This window comes from Streptomyces sp. 135 (assembly GCF_020026305.1).
Taxonomy (GTDB): Bacteria; Actinomycetota; Actinomycetes; order Streptomycetales; family Streptomycetaceae; genus Streptomyces.
The window spans coordinates 1,127,327-1,143,953 of the sequence record NZ_CP075691.1 but is presented as its reverse complement, the minus strand read 5'-3'; the positions used below and the strand labels follow the sequence as shown (position 1 = coordinate 1,143,953).

Here is a 16,627-nt window from a genome sequence, read left to right as displayed (position 1 = left end):
GCACGCGGCGCGGCGCCTCGCCGTCGCCGCGGAACAGGGCCGCCACGCAGGAAACGGACCTAGCCCAGGGCGCGCAGGCCCGGTACGAACGTGACCAGAACGGGGATCACCGGCACCAGCGCCGCGGTCGCCGTCAGACGGAGCCTGCGGCCCGCGGTGAGGCGCGGGCGGGCGGAGAGCAGCCGCTTGACGCGCTGCGGGACGTGCGCCTGCGGCGTCGGGCAGGGGCCGAAGACACCGCGGTCCTCGTTCAGTTCGACCAGGGCGAGCGCGATGGTCAGCCGGCCGAAGCGGCGCGAGGCCACGTCGTCGGCGGCCAGCTCCACCAGGCGGTGCATCTCGTCGCGGAACGCCGCGAAGACCCGGACCTGCGGAAACCCTGCGGCCAGCGCGCCCGAGCAGTGCAGCAGCCAGTCGTGCCGCGCCTGCGCGTGCCCCTGCTCGTGGGCGAGCACGGCATCGAGCTGGCGTCCCTTGAGGCGACGCAACGCGGCCGTGGTGATGACCAGTTGGGGCGCCTGGCCCGGCAGCCACCAGGCGTCCGGGCGCTCACCCTCCAGGACGACGAGACGGTCGGCGCCCGGCTCCTCGCCGGGCAACAGGGGGGCGCGCACGAGGAGTTCGGCCCGGCGGCCGGACCGGCGGATCCGGGCCAGCGCGATCTCCCGCGTCAGCATCGCCGCGGTCCACACGCCGCCGCAGGCCAGCGTCACGGCCGTGGCCGCGGCCCAGGGCCCCGGCGCCTGGAGGGCGTACGCCTCGACCACGGCGTGCGGGGCCGGCGCGAAGAGGTGGCCCCGCACGGCCTGCCACGCGGCGGCCGCGCTCAGCGTCATCGAGAGCGCGCAGCAGAGCAGGACACCCGCCACCACGCACTGCCAGACCCATAGCGCGACCACGGGTTCGCGCTCCGGCCAGTCGGCCCGCGCGAGCATCCGCGGGGCGAGGACTGCGGTCAGGGCGCCCAGCAGCAACAGCGCGACGGGGACCATCATGCCGCCCAGCCTATGAGGGCCCGGCTGCCAAGGGTATGGGCTGCCTCCTCAAGTGACGGATGCCACGGCCGGCGCGCGGACGTCGGGTACGAAAGGCGCGTACGACAGGCGTGTACGAAAGTCGCGTACGAAAGGGGGCTTGATCGGTTCGCTCCGCGCCGCCCGCCGAGTGGCGCCCGCGTGCGGAAGGCGGGACGCCGTAGTGTCGGACGATGATCGAGACCATCGTGTTCGACGTGGGGGAGACCCTCACCAAAGACGACCGCTACTGGGCCTCTTGGGCGGACTGGCTGCAGGTGCCGCGGCACACCGTCTCCGCGCTCGTCGGCGCCGTCGTGGCGCAGGGCGGGGACGGCCCCGACGCTCTGCGCCTGATCAGCCCGGACATGGACATCGCCTCGGCCCATCACGCGCGCGAGGCGGCGGGACGGGGCGAGCATCTCGGCGAGGCCGATCTCTACCCCGACGTACGGCCCGCTCTCGGCGGCCTCCACAAGCTCGGGGTCCGCGTCATCATCGCGGGCAACGAGTCCTCGCGCGCCGCCGAACTCCTGCGCGACCTCGACCTGCCCGCCGACCTGGTGGTCACCGCGGGTGACTGGGGCGTGGCGAAGCCGGACCCCGCCTTCTTCGCGCGCGTGCTCGAAGTGGCCCAGGCCGGGCCCCGCGAGACGCTCTACGTCGGCGACCATCCCGCGCACGACGTCTTCCCCGCGAAGCAGGCCGGGCTGCGGACCGCGCACATCCGCCGCGGCCCGTGGGGACACCTGTGGGCGGACGACCCGGCCGTGGCCGAGGCGGCGGACTGGCAGATCGACAACCTCACCGTACTGGCCGCGCTGATCGCCCACTGAGGCCGTGCCGGGCAGGTGATGTCCTGGGCGGGCGAGCAATTCCGTACACAGCAGCCCCGACGAGACTCCCGTCGGGGCTGACGCACGTCCGCGCCGCTCGACGGCATCGGCTGGTCGACGGGCCACACCCCTGCCTTGTACTTCGGGTTCGGGGCCTGATCCGGGTGCAGGCACTTCCAGGTGTCCGGGCCCACGATCCCGTCCACCATGATCTACAGACGTGGACTACAGACGTGCGGGGCCATCCTTTTCGGGCGTGCCTTGAAAAACCCAGGCAAAAACCCATGCAGGACAGCTGCGCGCACGCTCCGGGCGGCGCCGCGGCTAGAGCGTCAGCAGCATGGCCAGCATGCCGATGCCCATCGACAGCCTGCACGCCAGCGCCAGCTCGGGCCGGTCCCCCCAGCCGAGGACCGCCGAGCCGCCGCCCCGGCCCGCCGCGAGCGGCCCCGAGGGAGCGAGCCGGGCACCGGACCACAGGACGTATCCGGCGAAGTAGAGAAGGAGGGCGCCGGTCAGCGGGGGCAGGCCCGCGCCCCCGTGACCCGCGTGCGCGCCCGGCGTCGTGATCATCGCCGCCGACATGTAGACCATCGCGAACGCGCCGACGAGGTGGTGGAGATGGTGGCGGCTCGCGCGCGCCGCCCACAGCGCGTGCAGCGTCGCCGTCCCGAACACCGCCGCGTAGCCCAGCCAGGCCCAGCGCGGCAGGGCGACGGCGGCCGCGGGCACGGCCATCACCGCCATCCCGAAGCCCATGAGCGCCTCGCCGCCCGCGGTGCGGCGCTGCTCCTCGATCCGGCTGCGCATCCGCAGCAGACAGTACGAACCGCTCACCGCGCACAGTGCGACGAGCAGCCAGGCGGCTTGCACCGGTCCGTGCACCGCGTACCTCCCCCTGCCGAGGTGTTGTCGGGGCCTTGTCGCGTCGTCGTCGGGTCGATGCCCGGGGCCGCGCGGCCGTACGCGAGCGCACGGGGGTGCACGGGGAGCGCAGGGGGGCTCGGCGGCCCCAGGAAGGATCGTTTCCAGGTAAAACACTTGTTAAGGTTTTAGGTATGAGCAGTACTCCGCCATCCCCGCATCCCGCTTCCGGTCCCGCCCCGCGCCCCGCCCGCGTCCGCAGGCTTCCGCTCGCCGGGGTGCTGCGCCCGGGCAAGCCGTCCGACATCTGGTTCAAGCCCGCGTGCAGCGTGGTCGTCGCCAACGCGCTGCCGAACCTGATCCTGCTCGCCCTCGGGCGGCTCGACCTCGTGATGTACACGATGGCCGGTTCGTTCTGCGCCCTGTACGCCCACCACCTTCCGTACGCCGCCAGGGCGCGTGCCCTGGCCTGGGTCGTCGCCGGGATGTCCGCCGGGGTGGCCGTCGCCCTGGTCACGGCCTCGCTGACCGGCTCCGCCGCGGTCCTCGTCGCCGTCGGCGCGGTGCTCGCCGCCGCGCAGAAGACGCTGTGCGACGCGACCCGCATCGGGCCGCCCGGGCACCTGATCTTCACCTTCATCAGCTCGGCCACGCTCTTCGCCCCGCAGAGCCTCGGGCAGGTGCCGGGCCACCTCGCGCTCACGCTCGCCGGGGGAGCCGTGGCCTGGCTGGTCGGCATGGCGCCCGCCCTGGTGCGCCCGCACGGCCCCGAGCGCCGGGCCACCGCCCGCGCCCTCCGTGCGGCCGCCGCGTACGCCGAAGTCGCCGAAGACGCCGACGGTACGGACGCCGGGGCCGCCGCCGAACAGGCCCGCGCCGCCGCGGCCGGTGCCGTGCACGCCGCCTGGCAGTCGCTGCTCGCCACCGGGGCCGGGCGCCGAGGCCCGGCGCGCCCTGGCCCGCCTCGTCGTCCGCGCCGAAGAGGCCCTCGCTCACCCGCCACCGCCGACCCCGCCGCCCTGCGCTCCTGGGCGGCCGGGCTGCGGCACAGGCGCCGTCCCGCGCCCCAGCGACGTACGCCCCGGTGAGCGCGACGAACTCCTCGGCGTCGCCGCCGAACTCGCCGGGCCCGCGGTGCCGCTGTGGCGTCGGCTCACGCCCGGCTCCCCGCTGCTGCCCATCGCGCTGCGCACCGCGCTCGGCTGCGCGCTCGCCGGGTACGGATCGCTCGCGCTCGGCATCGGCCGCCCCTACTGGTCCCTGGTCACCGCCGCCTCCCTCTACCAGGCCAACGTCACGCTCACCTGGAACCGGGGCGTGCAGCGCGTGGTCGGCAACCTCGTCGGGGTGCTCGCCTTCGCCGCCATCGCGCCCTTCGCCCACCTCGGCCACGCGGAACTCATCGTCAGCTGCCTCGCCCTCGCCTTCGGCGCCGAGGCCCTGATCAGCCGGAACTACTGGCTGGGCAGCGTGTGCGTGACCCCGATGGCGCTGCTCGTGACGGAGTTCGCGCGGTTCCAGCAGCCCGGTGAGCTGATCCTGGACCGTGTCGTGGACACCCTCGTCGGCGCCGTGCTCGGCGTCGCGGCCGCCGTCCTCGTCACCAACCGGCGCGCCGCCGACCGGATCGAGGAGGCCGTGGCGGCCGTGGAGCGGGCCCGGGAGCGGGCCGGTAACCTCGCGGGAACGGGCGGCGCGGTCGAACCCGCCCGGCAGCTCACCGCTGCCCTCGTCGACCTGCGCGCCGCCGCCGACGCGGCCGCCGGGGAATGGTGGCAGCGCGCCCTGCCCGAACAGCGGGTGATCGCGGCCGAGCGCGCCGGACACCGTACGCTCGCGGCGACAGTCCGTCGTCAGAGCGGTCGGAGCGGTCAGGGGACGCGGTCCGGCGAAAGGGCCGCCGACGCCTGGGAGGGCGCACGAGCATGAGAGCAGAGAACGGTCCGGTGACGGGTCCCGGCGGGGACACCGTGGCCGCGGTGGTACGGCAGTGGCAGGCCGTGCGCCCCGACATCGACACCGGGCCGATGGAGGTGATCGGCCGCATCAACCGCTGCGCGGCCCTCCTCCAGCAGGCCGAGGACGCGCCGCTGCGCAGGGCCGGCCTGACCCGCGCCGAGTTCGACCTGCTGGGCGCGCTGCGCCGCACCGGGCACGAGCTGACACCCGGTGAGCTGGCCCGCGAGACGTTCTCCTCGGGGGCGGCGGTCACCAAGCGGCTCAAGCAGCTCCAGGAACGGCAGCTGGTCGACCGCCGGGCCGACGCCCGCGACCGCCGGGTCGCCCACGTCCGCCTCACCGACGCCGGGCGCGAGCTGGTCGACGCGATCCTGCCGGAACAGCTCGCCTACGAGACGGTGGTGCTCTCCGTGCTCGACACGGATGTGCAGGGCCGACTCAGCGGTTTGCTCGGGGAGTTGCTGGCCCAGCTGGAGGGGCGGCTCGGGGTGCGGCGGGGCTGAGGCGGGGCCGAGGCGGGCCGGGCGGTTCAGGCGTTCGGGTGGCTCAGGCGTTCGGGTGATTCGGGCGTTCGGGTGGTTCCGGTGGTTCGGCTGAACCACGATGTGGGCATCGGGTCCCGTCGCTTGGCGCTGCGCGCGCCGGACCGCGGACCTCAGTCGTCCGCCACCGCCACCGCCGCCGCCAGCAGTTCCCTCGTCTCCGGCTCCACCTGATCCGCGTAGTACTCGTGCAGCGCCGTGCGGCCCAGCCTGGCCGCGCGTGCGCTGTCGCCCGCCTCGATGGCGGCGAGGACGTCGCGGTGGTGGGCGATCGAACGGCTCGTCCAGGCCGCCGGGTCCGCCACCGCCGCGATCTTCCTCTCGATGACCTCGACGACCGCCTCGTGCACGGCGCGGGCACAGAGGCCGAGCAGGGCGTTGCGGCTCGCCTCCGCTATCGCGCGGTGGAAGAGCGCGTCGGCCTCGCTGAACGCGCGCAGCTCCGAGGGTGCCGCGCCGAGCGCCTCCATGCGGGCGATCTGCTCCCGCATCCGTACGAGGTCCTCCGCGGTGCGCAGGCGCGCGGCGAGGCGATTGCTCTCGGCGTCCAACACCATGCGGAACTGCACCAGTTCGCCGAGCGAGGTGATGCCGGAGCGGGTGAGGCGGCCGAGCGCCTGGCTGAGGTTGTCGGGCGAGACGCCGAGCACCTCGGCGCCCAGCGGATCACCGGGGCGGGAGCGGATCAGCCCCGTCGACTGGAGCACGCGCAGCGCCTCGCGGACCGTGGAGCGGCCGACGCCGAACCGCTGGACGAGCTCACGCTCCCCGGGAAGCCGCGCGCCCGGCGGGAGTTCACCGCTGAGGATGCGCTCCTCGATCTGCTCCGCCACGCGCTGGTAGGCCCGCACGGGCGGTACGGGCCGGAAGAGATCCTCGTCGGCGGCCATGGCCCCTCCACGGTGGCTGGTCGGTGCGAGCCGACCAAGATCTGATGGTTGACCCCGGGCTGAACGTGGGGGCAGAGTACCGGAATTCAACTGGTCTGACCAGCTGACCGCTCGACGTGTGCCTTCCCCTCCGGGCGCCGACGGTCGACCACGCGGTCCGCGGTCAGCCGGACGACTTGGAGGTTCTCCATGGCCACCGCACCCCCGACCGTCCCCGCCGTCGACACCGACGCGGCCGTCGCCCTCACCCAGGACCTGGTGCGGCTGCGCACCGTCAACGCCGCCGGAGCCGCCGAGGTCGAGCAGCCCGCCGCGCTCCTCGTGCAACGCCTCTTCGCCGCGTTCGGATGGACGTACGACGTCGTGGAGATCGCCCCGGGGCGGCCCAACACCGTGGCCGTCGTCGAGGGCGGGGGCGGCGACGGGCCGACCCTGATGTTCGAGGGGCACATCGATGTCGTCACCGAGGGCGATCCGGCCGACTGGAGCGTGGATCCGTACGGGGCGGTGCTCCGCGACGGCAGGATCTGGGGGCGCGGCGCCGCCGACATGAAGTCCGGCGTCGCCGCGATGATCTACGCCGTACGCGCCCTCCAGCTCGCCGGGCCCTTCCCCGGCCGGATCGTCGTGGGCGTGCTGTGCGACGAGGAAGGGCTGATGCTCGGCGCCAAGGCGTTCGCCGCCTCCGCGCTCGCCCGGAGCGTCGACGCAGTCATCGTGTGCGAGCCCGAGGGGTACGAGGTGTGCACCTCCGCCCGCGGCGGCATCCGGCTGCGGCTCGATCTGCACGGCGTGATGGCGCACGGCGCGATGCCCCAGGAGGCCAGGAGCCCGATCGTGGCGGGAGCCCGCGTCGTGCAGGCGCTCGCCGGCGTCCAGACCTGGGCCGAGGAGCGCTACGGCACGCACCCGCACGCGGGCCGCGTGACCGTCACCCCGACCGTGCTGCTCGGCGGCGACCCCGACCAGCTCAACGTCATCCCCGCGCACGGCGTCGTCGGCGTCGACGTGCGCACCGTCCCCGGCACGGACCACGCCGAACTCATCGCCCGCGTAGGGGAGTCGGCGCGCGCGGCGGCCGCCGAGGCCGGCGTCGACATCGCGCTGACCGTGGTCGACGACCGGCCGGCCGTCGAGATCCCCGAGGACCACCCGGTGGTGAGCGCCCTGGTGGAAGGGCACCGGCTCGTCCACGGTGAGGCGCCGCCCTTCGGAGCCGTCCCCGGCACCACGGACGGCACGATCCTCACCCGTGACGCGGGCCTGCCCACGGTCGTCTACGGCCCCGGCGGCAAATGGATCGCGCACCAGAAGGACGAGTACGTCGAGGTGCGCGAGATCGGCGAGTACGCACACGTGTACGCGGCGGCGGCACGAGCCTTCCTGACCGGGGGCGCCCGGTGACGACGCACCCGCCCCCTGCGTACGCCCCCCGCCTCCCGGACGGGCTGCCGGTCGGCGACATCTGGGTCCCGGCGCCCGGCCACCGTGCCGTCGTCTTCCCGTACGACGGCAGCGAGATCGCCCGGGCGCCCGTCGGCGACGAGACGCTCGCCCGGCAGGCCGTCGAGCACGCGGCCGGTCTGCGCAAGCCGGTCGGCGCCCTGCCCGCCCACACGCGGCGCCAGGTGCTCGGCGATGTGGCGGCGGCGCTCACGGACGCGCTGCCCGAACTCGTGGAGCTGCTGGTCCTGGAGACCGGCAAGCCGCGCGTGGACTGCGACATCGAGATGCTGCGGACCGTCGCCACCTGGCAGGCCGCCGCCGACGAGGTGGCCCATCTGCACGGCGAGACCGTGCCGCTGGACATCCAGCCGTCCGGCGAGGGGCTCTTCGGGTTCTGGACCCGGCGGCCCGTCGGCGTCGTCGTCGGCATCGCGGGCTTCAACTACCCCGTGCTGCTGGCCTCCCACAAGATCGCGCCGGCGCTCGCCGCGGGCTGCCCGGTGATCATCAAGCCCGCGCCGGCGACGCCGCTGGCCACCCTGCGCCTCGTCCACCTCGTCCGGGAGCGTCTCGCCGCCGCGGAGGCGCCGGTCGGGGCGGTCCAACTGGTCACCGGGGACGCGGAGGTGGGCCGCGCCCTCACCACGCACCCCGAGGTCGCCGCGGTCTCCTTCACCGGCTCGGCGGCCGTCGGCCACCGCATCGCGCGCGACGCCGCGCCCCGCAAGGTCGTCCTGGAGCTGGGCTCCAACGCCGCGCTCGTCGTGGCCGCCGACGCCGATCTCGACGCCGCCGCGGACGCGGTGGTGCGCGGCGGGTACTACGCGTCCGGGCAGGCCTGCATCTCCGTCCAGCGAGTCGTCGCCGTCGCGGCGGTCGCCGACGTCCTGGAGGAGAAGATCGAGGAACGGCTGCGGACGGTGGCCGTCGGCGACCCCCGCGATCCGGCGACGCGGGTCTCCGCGCTCATCGACGAGGCGGCCACCGAGCGGGTCGCCGCCTGGCTCGGCCGGGCGCGTGACGCGGGCGCCCGGGTGGTCGCCGGTGGCGTCCGCGAGGGCCGCGTCCTGACCCCGACGCTGCTCGCGGACGTACCGGACGGTCAGCCCGCGTGGGACGAGGAGATCTTCGGCCCGGTGGTCTGCCTGCGCTCGGTGCCGGACCTGGACACGGCGTACGAGGTCGTCAACGCCGGCCGCTACGGACTGCACGCGGCGGTCTTCACCCGTGACCTGGGCGCCGCCTTCCGCGCGGTGGAGGAACTGGAGGCGGGCGGCGTCGTGATCAACGAGGTCCCGGGCTACCGCAGCGACATCGCCCCCTACGGCGGCGTCAAGAACTCGGGCATCGGCCGCGAGGGCCCACGCTTCGCGATCGAGGAACTGACGGTGACGCGGATGGCGGTCGTCCGCCCTTGAGCACGGTGGCTCGTCTTGGCGGGGGGGCCGCGTTCCTGGGTGGTCGGTGCTGCTGGGTGGTTGGCGTTCCCGGGGGTGGTGCGTGCTGCCGGGTGGCTCGCCTTCCCCGGAGCCCCGCCCTCGGATGGTCCGCCACCCCGGGTGGCCCCCCTCCCGGTGGTCTGCCTTCCCGGTGGCGCCTCCCTGGAGGGACGGCACGCTCGACTGATGGCGCCGCCTGGACGGGCGGCACCCCGGCTGACGGCACCCTCTGGAGGGACAACACCCCGGCTGACGGCAACCCCCCGGAGGACGGCACCCCGGAGGACGGCACCCCACGGAGGGGCGGCGCCCGAACGACGACAGCCCCCGAGGGAGAGAGGCAGAGAGATGACGAGGGCTATGGAGTACGCGAATCTGTTCCGGCTGGACGGGCGCCGCATCGCGGTCGTCGGTGGCGCGGGCGGCATCGGCCGCGAGGCGGTGCGCGCCCTGACCGCCCAGGGCGCGGACGTCGTCGTGGCGGACCGCGACGAGGCGGGCGCCACCGAGACGGCCCGGCTGGCCACGGCAGGGCCCGAGGACCGGACCCGGCGTGCCGACCCCGCAGCCGCCCCGGGCAACACCACTCCCGAAGCTACCCCCGACACCACCGCCTCCGGCACCGCCACCCCCGCAACCACCCCCGGCACCGCCACCCCCCACCCCCTCGACGTCCTGGACCCCGAAGCCGTGCGGGACGCCGTCGCCGCGTGGGGGGCACTGGACGGGCTGGTCGTCACCGTGGGGGTCAACGTCCGCAAGCGCATCGCCGATTACAGCCTCCAGGAATTCGACCGGGTCATCGGGCTCAATCTGCGGGCCTACCTCACGCTCATCCAGGCAGTCGCCCCCGGCATGGCCGAGCGCGGGCGCGGCAGTGTCGTCGGGTTCGCCTCCATGCGGGCCTTCCAGGTCGAGCCGGGGCAGGGCGCCTACGCCGCCTCGAAGGCCGGGCTCATCCAGCTCCTGCGCACCGCCGCCGCCGAGTGGGGCCCACGGGGGGTGCGCTTCAACGCCATCGCGCCCGGCGTCGTCCGTACGCCGCTGACCGATCAGATCGCCGCCGACCCGGAGTGGTTCCAGGCGTACGCCGAGGCCTCCGCGCTCAAGCGCTGGGCGCGGCCCGAGGAGGTCGCCGGGGCCGTCGTCTACCTCTTGTCGGACGCGGCCACCTACGTCACCGGCAGCGTCCTGACCGTCGACGGCGGCTGGACCGCGGTCGACGGGAGGTACGACCCCACGGTCTGACACCTCCCCCTCACGACCGTGTGACCACTTCCGCACGCCCCCGCACCAGTCCAGCCCCCCGCACGACCGCCAAGGAGCACCATGCCGTCCCCCCCGAAGCACCCCCACCGGTCCCACAAGACCCACTAACCCCACCGGACCCGCTGGACGGCCTGCCGACCCTGCGAGGCGTCGCCCGGCCCTCCCTGTGGCTGCTGCTCGTGCCCGTCGTGCTCTACGGCGCCGCGCCGCTCGTCGCCAACCGCATCGAGCCGCGCGTCCTCGGCGTCCCCTTCCTCCTCGCCTGGGTCATCGCCGCGACGATCGTCAGCCCTCTCGTCATCTGGCTCGTGGCCCGCCTGGACCCGGCGTACCGGCTGAACGCCGTCGAGCCGATCCCCGCGGACGACGATGACCCCGACCGGCCCACGGGAGGCGGCCGATGAACGGATCCGCCGCGATCGCGACCACCGTCTTCGCCCTCGCCATGGTCGCCACCATCGCCATCGGCGTGCTCAGCGCGCGCGGCCGGTCCAAGGGGCTCGCCGAGTGGTCCGTGTCCAGCCGCGGCCTCGGCGTGCTGTTCATCTGGCTGCTGATGGCGGGCGAGACGTACACCAGCTTCTCGTTCCTCGGTACGGCCGGCTGGTCGTACTCCTTCGGCGCGCCGATCCTCTACCTCGTCGCGTACCTGACCGTCGGCTTCGCCGTCGCCTACGTCGTGGGCCCCGCCCTGTGGACGTACGCCTCCCGGCACGGCCTCATCTCGATCGCCGACATCGCCGAATTCCGCTTCAGGTCACGGCCGGTGGGAATCCTCGTGGCGGTCGTCGCGACCGTCTTCATCGTTCCGTACATCCAGGTACAGATCCAGGGCATGGGCGTCGTCGTGAACGCCATGACGTACGGCGGCGTCGACCTGAAGGTGGCCGCCGTCATCTCCTTCGTCGTGGCGGAGGTGTTCATCCTCGTGTCCGGGCTGCGGGGTTCGGCCTGGGTGAGCGCCTTCAAGGACGTCCTGGTGATCCTCGCCGTCGTCTTCCTCGCCGTGTACATCCCCATGCACTACCTCGGCGGCCTCGGCGAATTCATGCAGCGCATGGTGGCCGAGAAACCCGAGTGGCTGACCTTCCCCGGGCACGCGTCCGGCGGGCGCGACTCGGTGTGGTTCCTCAGCACGGTCGTCCTCAACGCCGTGACCATCACCATCTTCCCCACGACCGTCGCCGGCTACCTCAGCGCCAAGAACCCCAACGCCCTTCGCCGCAACGCCCTGCTGCTGCCCTGGTACCAGCTGCTGCTGTTCGTACCGATGGTCGTCGGCGCGACCGCGCTCTTCGTGATGCCGACCCTCGGCAACCCGGACCTGGCGCTGTTCAGCCTCGTCACGGACTCGCTGCCCGCACCGGTCGTCGCCGTCATCGGCGTCGCGGGCGCCCTGTCGGCCATCGTGCCGATGAGCGTCTTCATGCTGTCCATCGGCACGCTCTGGGGACGCACGATCCTCGGCGGCGGGAACGGCGCCGACCCACGCGGCGCTCGCCGAACCCCCGGCGCCCCCGCCGAGGCACGCGACATCCGGACCAAGCGGCTCTCCCAGGCGGTGTGCGTCCTCGCCGGGCTCGTGGCGCTCGCGGGCAGCCTCTTCCACCCCAACACCCTGGTGGAGCTGTCCGTCCTGTCGTACGAGGGGCTGGCGCAACTGGTGCCCGTCGTGCTCCTCGCCCTGTTCTGGCGCCGGTTGACGGCACGCGCCGCCGTCACGGGGATGCTCGCCGGCCTCGCGGTGGTGCTCGGGCTGTGGAGCACGGACAACGACCCGTACCACGGAATCAACGGCGGCATCATCGCACTCACCGCCAACCTCGCCGTGACGACGGCGGTCACCTGGCTCGCCCCCGGCCCGACCCCCGCGCGCACCGAAAGCGTGACCACCGCGAGCGACAGGTAGTCGGTTGTGCCTGATAGCTGACCTCGGCTGTCCCCCTGTGCGCAGCCGCGTGCTGGGGCCACACCAAGACGGTGCGCCAACTGCCGGCACACGGCGCCGACCCGAACCTCCGGGAAGATCACGGCACAGGCTGGTCCCCCCTGAGGTGGGCGACCGACGTCAGAGCCCCGCTGACGCGACCCGCTTGCCGATTTCCTCTCGGGACAGGTACGCGTCCGTCATCTCGAAGTCCTTGAGCGTGGCGGGGCGCTGGGCCTGGAAGCCGGTGCGGACGTAGTCGTTGCCCGCGACGGCGTTCAGGCCCCAGTTGGCGGCCGTGCGGAAGCGGGCGGTCAGGGTGCGCAGGGCTCCCAGGTGGTAGCCGCGCGCCACCGTCTGCGCGGGCAGGCCCGTCAGCTGCACGCCCAGCGGCTTCGACACGGCCTGGATGCCGCCGAGGTCCACGACCAGGCCCATGTCCTTGTGCCGGTAGTCGGAGAGCGGCAGGCCGCGCAGGGCCGCGAGGACGTTCTTCGCCGCCGCCCAGCCCTGGCGCATGGCGTGCTGCGCGGTCGGCGGGCAGATGGCGTCGCCGCCCTTGACGACGTCCGGCACGGCCGCCGCGTCGCCGAGCGCGAAGACGCCGTCCAGACCCGGCACCGTCAGGTCCGGCCTGACCACCAGGCGGCCCTTGTTGGTCTCGGCGCCGAGCGTCGCGATGAGCGGGCTGGGGGCGACCCCCGCGGTCCAGATCAGCGTCCGGCAGGGCAGGACGCGGTCGTCGGTGAGCGTGACGGTGTCCTCGGTGGCCTTGGCCACGGACACCCCGAGGGAGACGTTCACACCCCGGCGCTGCATGATCGCCATCGCCTTCTCGCCGAGCCGTTCACCCAGCTCCGGCATCAGCTTCGGCGCGATGTCGACGAGGTGCCACTTGATCTGCGACACGTCCAGGCCCGGGTAGCGCTTGACGGCGGCGCACGTCAGGCGTTGCAGATAGGCGGCCGTCTCCACGCCCGCGTACCCGCCGCCGACCACGACGAACTGGAGGCGCTGCTCGCGCTCCTCGCGGTGCGAGCTGGCCGCGGCCAGGTCCAGCTGGGAGATCACGTGGTCGCGGATCCAGGCGGCCTCGGCGAGCGTCTTGACGCCCACCGCGTACTTGTCGACGCCGGGGATGTCGAACTGCCGGGTGACGCTGCCGGGCGTCAGGACGAGGTAGTCGTAGCGCTCCACGACCTCCTCGCCGTTGATCTTCCGCACGATCACGGCCTTCGCCTCCGGGTCGATCCCGATGGCGCCGCCCGGCACGATCGCCGTGCGGCGCAGCATCCGGCGCAGGGGCACCGCGACCGACTGCGGGGTGAGCACGCCGGAGGCGACGTGCGGCAGGAGCGGCAGGTAGAGCTGGTGGTCCGTCGGACTGATCAGCCGCAGCTCCGCCTCGTGGGGCGCGAGTTTCTTCTCCAGCTTGTGAGCGCACTCCATGCCGGCGAAACCGCCGCCGACGATGAGGATCCGGGGAGCTGCCATGTGATGTCACTCCAAGACTCTGGAAGATCGTCTTCAGTGCTGTGTCACGGTCACCGTTATGGACTGCCGGGGCCGCCGCCGGGGCCGACAGAGAATCCTTCTGGATCTTCTGCGGACCGTACCCGTGGCCTTGTACCCCTGCATCCCGAATGGATTTATCGTGTGACGTGCTTCACATGCGCTTGGGTGGCTCCGAGCCCGGGGTCAGATCCCCGGCCGGTAGCGGATGGGGTGGTCCTCCGGGACCTCCACGAGGACGATCCGCAGGCCGTCCGGGTCCGTGATCCACATCTCGATCAGGCCCCACGGCTCCTTGACCGGTGGCCGGACCACCTCGACGCCGCGCTCGGTGAGCTCGTCGCACGCCGCGTGGACGTCCGGCACCTGGAGCCACAGCTGGAGCTCGGGCGAGGGCGGGGTGTCGGAGCGGCCGGAGAGTTCGAGGAAGCCGCCGCCGAGGAAGTAGACGGTGCCGCGCTCGGGGCCGGTGCCGAACTCGCGGTAGACGGCGAGGCCCAGCGCCTCGCCGTAGAACGCGCGGGAACGCTCCGGATCGGTGGGGTGGAGGAGGGTCCTGCTGCTCAGTACATGCACCATGCGGCCGCACCCTAGCGTCACATGCGCCATGCGGCCGCACTCTGGCGTCACATGCACCATGCGGCCGCCCCCTGGCGCCGCGTTAGGCTCGGCGGAGCCGCAAGCCGCGCCCAGATCCGCCCCAGATCGGAGAAACCTCTCGATGGACACCGCCCCAGGCTCCCGCACCAGCGTCGTCACCTTCCGCGACGCGGGCCCCGCCGACGTCGACGCGCTCGTCGCGCTCATCGAGTCGGCGTACCGCGGGGACGCGAGCCGCGCCGGATGGACCACCGAGGCCGACATCCTGGAAGGGCAGCGCACCGACCCGCGAGGTGTCGTCGAGGTCATCGAGTCACCGGCGAGCCGACTGCTGGCCGTGGAGCGGGACGGCGCACTCGTCGCCTGCTGCCAGCTCGAACACCGCGGGGAGCACGCCTACTTCGGGATGTTCGCCGTGAGCCCCGCCGAGCAGGGCGCCGGCCTCGGCAAGGTGATCATCGCCGAGGCGGAGCGCGTCGCCCGCGAGGAGTGGGGCGCCCGCGAGATGCACATGACCGTGATCTCCGTACGCGAGGACCTCATCGCCTGGTACGAGCGGCGCGGCTACCGCCGTACGGGAAAGATGACGCCCTTCCCGTACGGCGACGAGCGCTTCGGCATCCCGCAGCGCGCGGACCTGGAGTTCGAACTCCTCGTCAAGGAGCTGCGGCCGTGAACGTCACGGCGACCGGCCGTCAGGCCGTGAAGCGGCCCGTCCGCTTGATCTCCGGGTAGTCCGTCGTCGCCCCGTCCAACTGGAGCGCGCGCACCAGCCGCAGATCGTCCTGCGTGTTCACGACCCAGCCGATGATCCGCAGGCCGGCCTTCCTGGCGTGCTCGACGATCTCCAGCGTGAGGCGCCGGATGTTGAGGACGAGCGTGGTGGCGCCGACCGCCGTCGCGCGCTCCACGACGTCGGTGCCGTAGCGGCTGGCGACGAGCGCGGTGCGCACGCCCGGCACCAGGCGGGCGATCTCCGCGATCGCCTCGTCGTGGAAGGAGATCACCTCCACCCGCGAGACCAGATCCCGGCGGTGCATCACCTCGGCGAGGGCGCGCGCGGCCGCCACGTCCTTGATCTCGGCCTGGAGCGGTGCGCGCACGGCGTCCAGGACCTCTTCGAAGACGGGGACGCGCTCGCCGCGGCCCGCGTCGAGCTCCCGTAGCTCGGCGAGGGTCTTCTCGGCGATGGGCCCCTTGCCGTCGGTCGTACGGGCCACGTCGGCGTCGTGCATGACGACGAGGGCGCCGTCCTTGCTCAGATGCAGATCGAGCTCGATGAGATCGAGGCCGGCGGCTTGCGCGGCGATGAAGGAACGGAGGGTGTTCTCGGGCTCGACGCCCATGACCCCGCGATGACCGATGGTGAGGAAGTTCAAGGCCTACTCGCTTCCGTCGACGGCGGCTCGGCGGCCGCGCGGCGAGGACGGAGAACCACGCGGCAATGTCGCAGCCTAACGGCCCGCCTCGACGGAGGAACCGGCCGGACGGGGGTGAACGGAACCTTCCGCTCTGGTTCCCACGATGCCGAGGACGAGTCCGGTGACGAGGGCGGCGACAAGGACGGCACGGGTACTCATGGGCGCGCTGCTCCCTGGGGAGGGGACGGCTGACCCCGCCCGTCCTACCGGCGAAGGGGCCGCCGCCGCGAGCCGTGTCACCCTCAGGTGGGCGAGTCCGCCACGCGTTGACCCGGCGGCTGCGACCCCGTCCGCGCCAGCCGCTCCAGGTCATCGAGCATCGCCTCGGCCAGCTCCACCTCCGACTCCAGGCGCCGCTCGCTCCAGCGCAGCGCGACCTCTGGATGCGACCAGGCCTCACGCGCCTCGCCCGCCCGCGCGAGCGCGTCCCGGACCTCCTTCAGCTCGCCCCGCGTGCGCGCGATGTGCTCAGCCACCAACTCGCGCAGATGGCCGGGCGCCGTCAGGTGGCCGAGCCAGACCCGCAGCAGCAGCGGATGCTTCAGGACGGGCGGACCGGCGTCCTGCCCGCTCCCCGCCCAGGACGCCAGCGCGGCGCGGCCCTCCTCGGTGATCGCGTACGACCGCTTCGCGCGCGGCTCCTCGGGCCCCGAGCGGCGCGACGTGGCGTAACCGAGCGCTTCGAGGCGGCGCAGCTCGGCGTATATCTGGCTGATGGCGGGCGACCAGTAGAAGAAGCGCAGGGAGGCGTCGGCCCACTTCTTCAGTTCGTAGCCGGTGCGCTCCCCGGGGAAGGAGAGCAGGCCGAGCACGGCCCACGCGGTCGGCGGCAGCCCGCCGCCGGAAGGTTCTTCGTCCCGCTGCTGGGTCGTTCCGCGGCCTGCCATAGGCCGCATTGAAGTGAACGGC

16 protein-coding genes and 2 pseudogenes are annotated in these 16,627 nt (G+C 73.4%); 10 read left to right on the top strand and 8 right to left on the bottom strand.

Features of this window, described 5'->3' with window-relative positions:
- Positions 1 to 59: 59 nt before the first annotated feature.
- The gene (locus tag KKZ08_RS05255; RefSeq protein ID WP_223773324.1) at positions 60 to 995 is read right to left on the bottom strand and encodes a M56 family metallopeptidase; all 936 of its coding nucleotides are present in this window, start codon (positions 993 to 995) and stop codon (positions 60 to 62) included.
- A 212-nt stretch (positions 996 to 1,207) separates the two neighbouring features.
- On the opposite strand from KKZ08_RS05255, the gene KKZ08_RS05250 reads away from it, so the two are divergent.
- Complete coding sequence (locus tag KKZ08_RS05250) at positions 1,208 to 1,849, top strand: HAD family hydrolase (protein ID WP_223773323.1); 642 nt, start codon at positions 1,208 to 1,210, stop codon at positions 1,847 to 1,849.
- A 324-nt stretch (positions 1,850 to 2,173) separates the two neighbouring features.
- On the opposite strand, the gene KKZ08_RS05245 is transcribed toward KKZ08_RS05250, so the two are convergent.
- Positions 2,174 to 2,734 (bottom strand): DUF5134 domain-containing protein, encoded by a 561-nt coding sequence (locus tag KKZ08_RS05245; protein ID WP_223773322.1) that lies wholly within the window; start codon positions 2,732 to 2,734, stop codon positions 2,174 to 2,176.
- A 173-nt stretch (positions 2,735 to 2,907) separates the two neighbouring features.
- Here KKZ08_RS05245 and KKZ08_RS05240 point away from each other — a divergent pair.
- Positions 2,908 to 4,642: pseudogene (locus KKZ08_RS05240) on the top strand (FUSC family protein).
- A complete protein-coding gene (locus KKZ08_RS05235; protein WP_223773321.1) occupies positions 4,639 to 5,175 on the top strand; it encodes a MarR family transcriptional regulator in 537 nt (178 codons plus the stop codon). The pseudogene KKZ08_RS05240 and the gene KKZ08_RS05235 overlap by 4 nt, the downstream one beginning before the upstream one ends.
- Before the next feature lie 152 nt (positions 5,176 to 5,327).
- On the opposite strand, the gene KKZ08_RS05230 is transcribed toward KKZ08_RS05235, so the two are convergent.
- Positions 5,328 to 6,104, bottom strand: coding sequence for a FadR/GntR family transcriptional regulator (locus KKZ08_RS05230; RefSeq protein ID WP_223773320.1), 777 nt, complete (start codon positions 6,102 to 6,104; stop codon positions 5,328 to 5,330).
- A 189-nt stretch (positions 6,105 to 6,293) separates the two neighbouring features.
- Between KKZ08_RS05230 and KKZ08_RS05225 the strand changes: the two genes are divergently transcribed.
- The 6 genes and pseudogenes from KKZ08_RS05225 to KKZ08_RS05200 all read left to right on the top strand — a co-directional run.
- A complete protein-coding gene (locus KKZ08_RS05225; protein WP_223773319.1) occupies positions 6,294 to 7,508 on the top strand; it encodes a M20 family metallopeptidase in 1,215 nt (404 codons plus the stop codon).
- Positions 7,505 to 8,968: an aldehyde dehydrogenase family protein gene (locus KKZ08_RS05220; RefSeq protein WP_223773318.1), complete on the top strand. Its 1,464-nt coding sequence runs from the start codon at positions 7,505 to 7,507 to the stop codon at positions 8,966 to 8,968. Before KKZ08_RS05225 ends, KKZ08_RS05220 begins: the two co-directional genes overlap by 4 nt.
- A 369-nt stretch (positions 8,969 to 9,337) precedes the next feature.
- Complete coding sequence (locus KKZ08_RS05215; RefSeq protein ID WP_223773317.1) at positions 9,338 to 10,237, top strand: SDR family oxidoreductase; 900 nt, start codon at positions 9,338 to 9,340, stop codon at positions 10,235 to 10,237.
- A gap of 20 nt (positions 10,238 to 10,257) precedes the next feature.
- Positions 10,258 to 10,662 carry a DUF3311 domain-containing protein gene (locus tag KKZ08_RS05210; protein ID WP_223773316.1) on the top strand — a complete coding sequence of 135 codons (405 nt, stop codon included), beginning with the start codon at positions 10,258 to 10,260 and terminating at the stop codon, positions 10,660 to 10,662.
- Positions 10,659 to 12,167, top strand: a complete 1,509-nt coding sequence (locus KKZ08_RS05205; protein WP_223773315.1) for a sodium:solute symporter family protein — start codon at positions 10,659 to 10,661, stop codon at positions 12,165 to 12,167. The genes KKZ08_RS05210 and KKZ08_RS05205 overlap by 4 nt, the downstream gene beginning before the upstream one ends.
- 32 nt (positions 12,168 to 12,199) lie before the next feature.
- A pseudogene (locus KKZ08_RS05200) lies at positions 12,200 to 12,403 on the top strand (ankyrin repeat domain-containing protein); the annotation flags it as partial.
- On the opposite strand, the gene KKZ08_RS05195 reads toward KKZ08_RS05200, so the two are convergent.
- Together KKZ08_RS05195 and KKZ08_RS05190 are read right to left on the bottom strand one after the other, a co-directional pair.
- Complete coding sequence (locus KKZ08_RS05195) at positions 12,327 to 13,679, bottom strand: NAD(P)/FAD-dependent oxidoreductase (protein ID WP_223773314.1); 1,353 nt, start codon at positions 13,677 to 13,679, stop codon at positions 12,327 to 12,329. The pseudogene KKZ08_RS05200 and the gene KKZ08_RS05195 sit on opposite strands and share 77 nt — an antisense overlap.
- 204 nt (positions 13,680 to 13,883) lie before the next feature.
- The gene (locus KKZ08_RS05190) at positions 13,884 to 14,276 is read right to left on the bottom strand and encodes a VOC family protein (RefSeq protein ID WP_223773313.1); all 393 of its coding nucleotides are present in this window, start codon (positions 14,274 to 14,276) and stop codon (positions 13,884 to 13,886) included.
- A gap of 142 nt (positions 14,277 to 14,418) precedes the next feature.
- Between KKZ08_RS05190 and KKZ08_RS05185 the strand changes: the two genes are divergently transcribed.
- A complete protein-coding gene (locus tag KKZ08_RS05185) occupies positions 14,419 to 14,973 on the top strand; it encodes a GNAT family N-acetyltransferase (protein WP_223773312.1) in 555 nt (184 codons plus the stop codon).
- 19 nt (positions 14,974 to 14,992) lie between these two features.
- Here the strand turns inward: KKZ08_RS05185 and KKZ08_RS05180 are convergent, their stop codons facing one another.
- The 3 genes from KKZ08_RS05180 to KKZ08_RS05175 form a co-directional block, all read right to left on the bottom strand.
- Entirely contained in the window at positions 14,993 to 15,676 is a 684-nt protein-coding gene (locus KKZ08_RS05180) for a glycerophosphodiester phosphodiesterase family protein (RefSeq protein ID WP_055535465.1), read from the bottom strand.
- Between the two features lie 75 nt (positions 15,677 to 15,751).
- Positions 15,752 to 15,877, bottom strand: a complete 126-nt coding sequence (locus tag KKZ08_RS38590; RefSeq protein WP_263303334.1) for a hypothetical protein — start codon at positions 15,875 to 15,877, stop codon at positions 15,752 to 15,754.
- A gap of 83 nt (positions 15,878 to 15,960) precedes the next feature.
- A complete protein-coding gene (locus tag KKZ08_RS05175; protein ID WP_223773311.1) occupies positions 15,961 to 16,605 on the bottom strand; it encodes a PadR family transcriptional regulator in 645 nt (214 codons plus the stop codon).
- Between the last annotated feature and the right edge of the window lie 22 nt (positions 16,606 to 16,627).

Bases quoted from the DNA above. Each gene is read 5' to 3' on its own strand.
- KKZ08_RS05255 (WP_223773324.1), bottom strand. From the start codon at position 995: ATGATGGTCCCCGTCGCGCTGTTGCTGCTGGGCGCCCTGACCGCAGTC.
- KKZ08_RS05250 (WP_223773323.1), top strand. From the start codon at position 1,208: ATGATCGAGACCATCGTGTTCGACGTGGGGGAGACCCTCACCAAAGAC.
- KKZ08_RS05235 (WP_223773321.1), top strand. From the start codon at position 4,639: ATGAGAGCAGAGAACGGTCCGGTGACGGGTCCCGGCGGGGACACCGTG.
- KKZ08_RS05230 (WP_223773320.1), bottom strand. From the start codon at position 6,104: ATGGCCGCCGACGAGGATCTCTTCCGGCCCGTACCGCCCGTGCGGGCC.
- KKZ08_RS05225 (WP_223773319.1), top strand. From the start codon at position 6,294: ATGGCCACCGCACCCCCGACCGTCCCCGCCGTCGACACCGACGCGGCC.
- KKZ08_RS05215 (WP_223773317.1), top strand. From the start codon at position 9,338: ATGACGAGGGCTATGGAGTACGCGAATCTGTTCCGGCTGGACGGGCGC.
- KKZ08_RS05205 (WP_223773315.1), top strand. From the start codon at position 10,659: ATGAACGGATCCGCCGCGATCGCGACCACCGTCTTCGCCCTCGCCATG.
- KKZ08_RS05195 (WP_223773314.1), bottom strand. From the start codon at position 13,679: ATGGCAGCTCCCCGGATCCTCATCGTCGGCGGCGGTTTCGCCGGCATG.
- KKZ08_RS05190 (WP_223773313.1), bottom strand. From the start codon at position 14,276: ATGGTGCATGTACTGAGCAGCAGGACCCTCCTCCACCCCACCGATCCG.
- KKZ08_RS05185 (WP_223773312.1), top strand. From the start codon at position 14,419: ATGGACACCGCCCCAGGCTCCCGCACCAGCGTCGTCACCTTCCGCGAC.
- KKZ08_RS38590 (WP_263303334.1), bottom strand. From the start codon at position 15,877: ATGAGTACCCGTGCCGTCCTTGTCGCCGCCCTCGTCACCGGACTCGTC.
- KKZ08_RS05175 (WP_223773311.1), bottom strand. From the start codon at position 16,605: ATGGCAGGCCGCGGAACGACCCAGCAGCGGGACGAAGAACCTTCCGGC.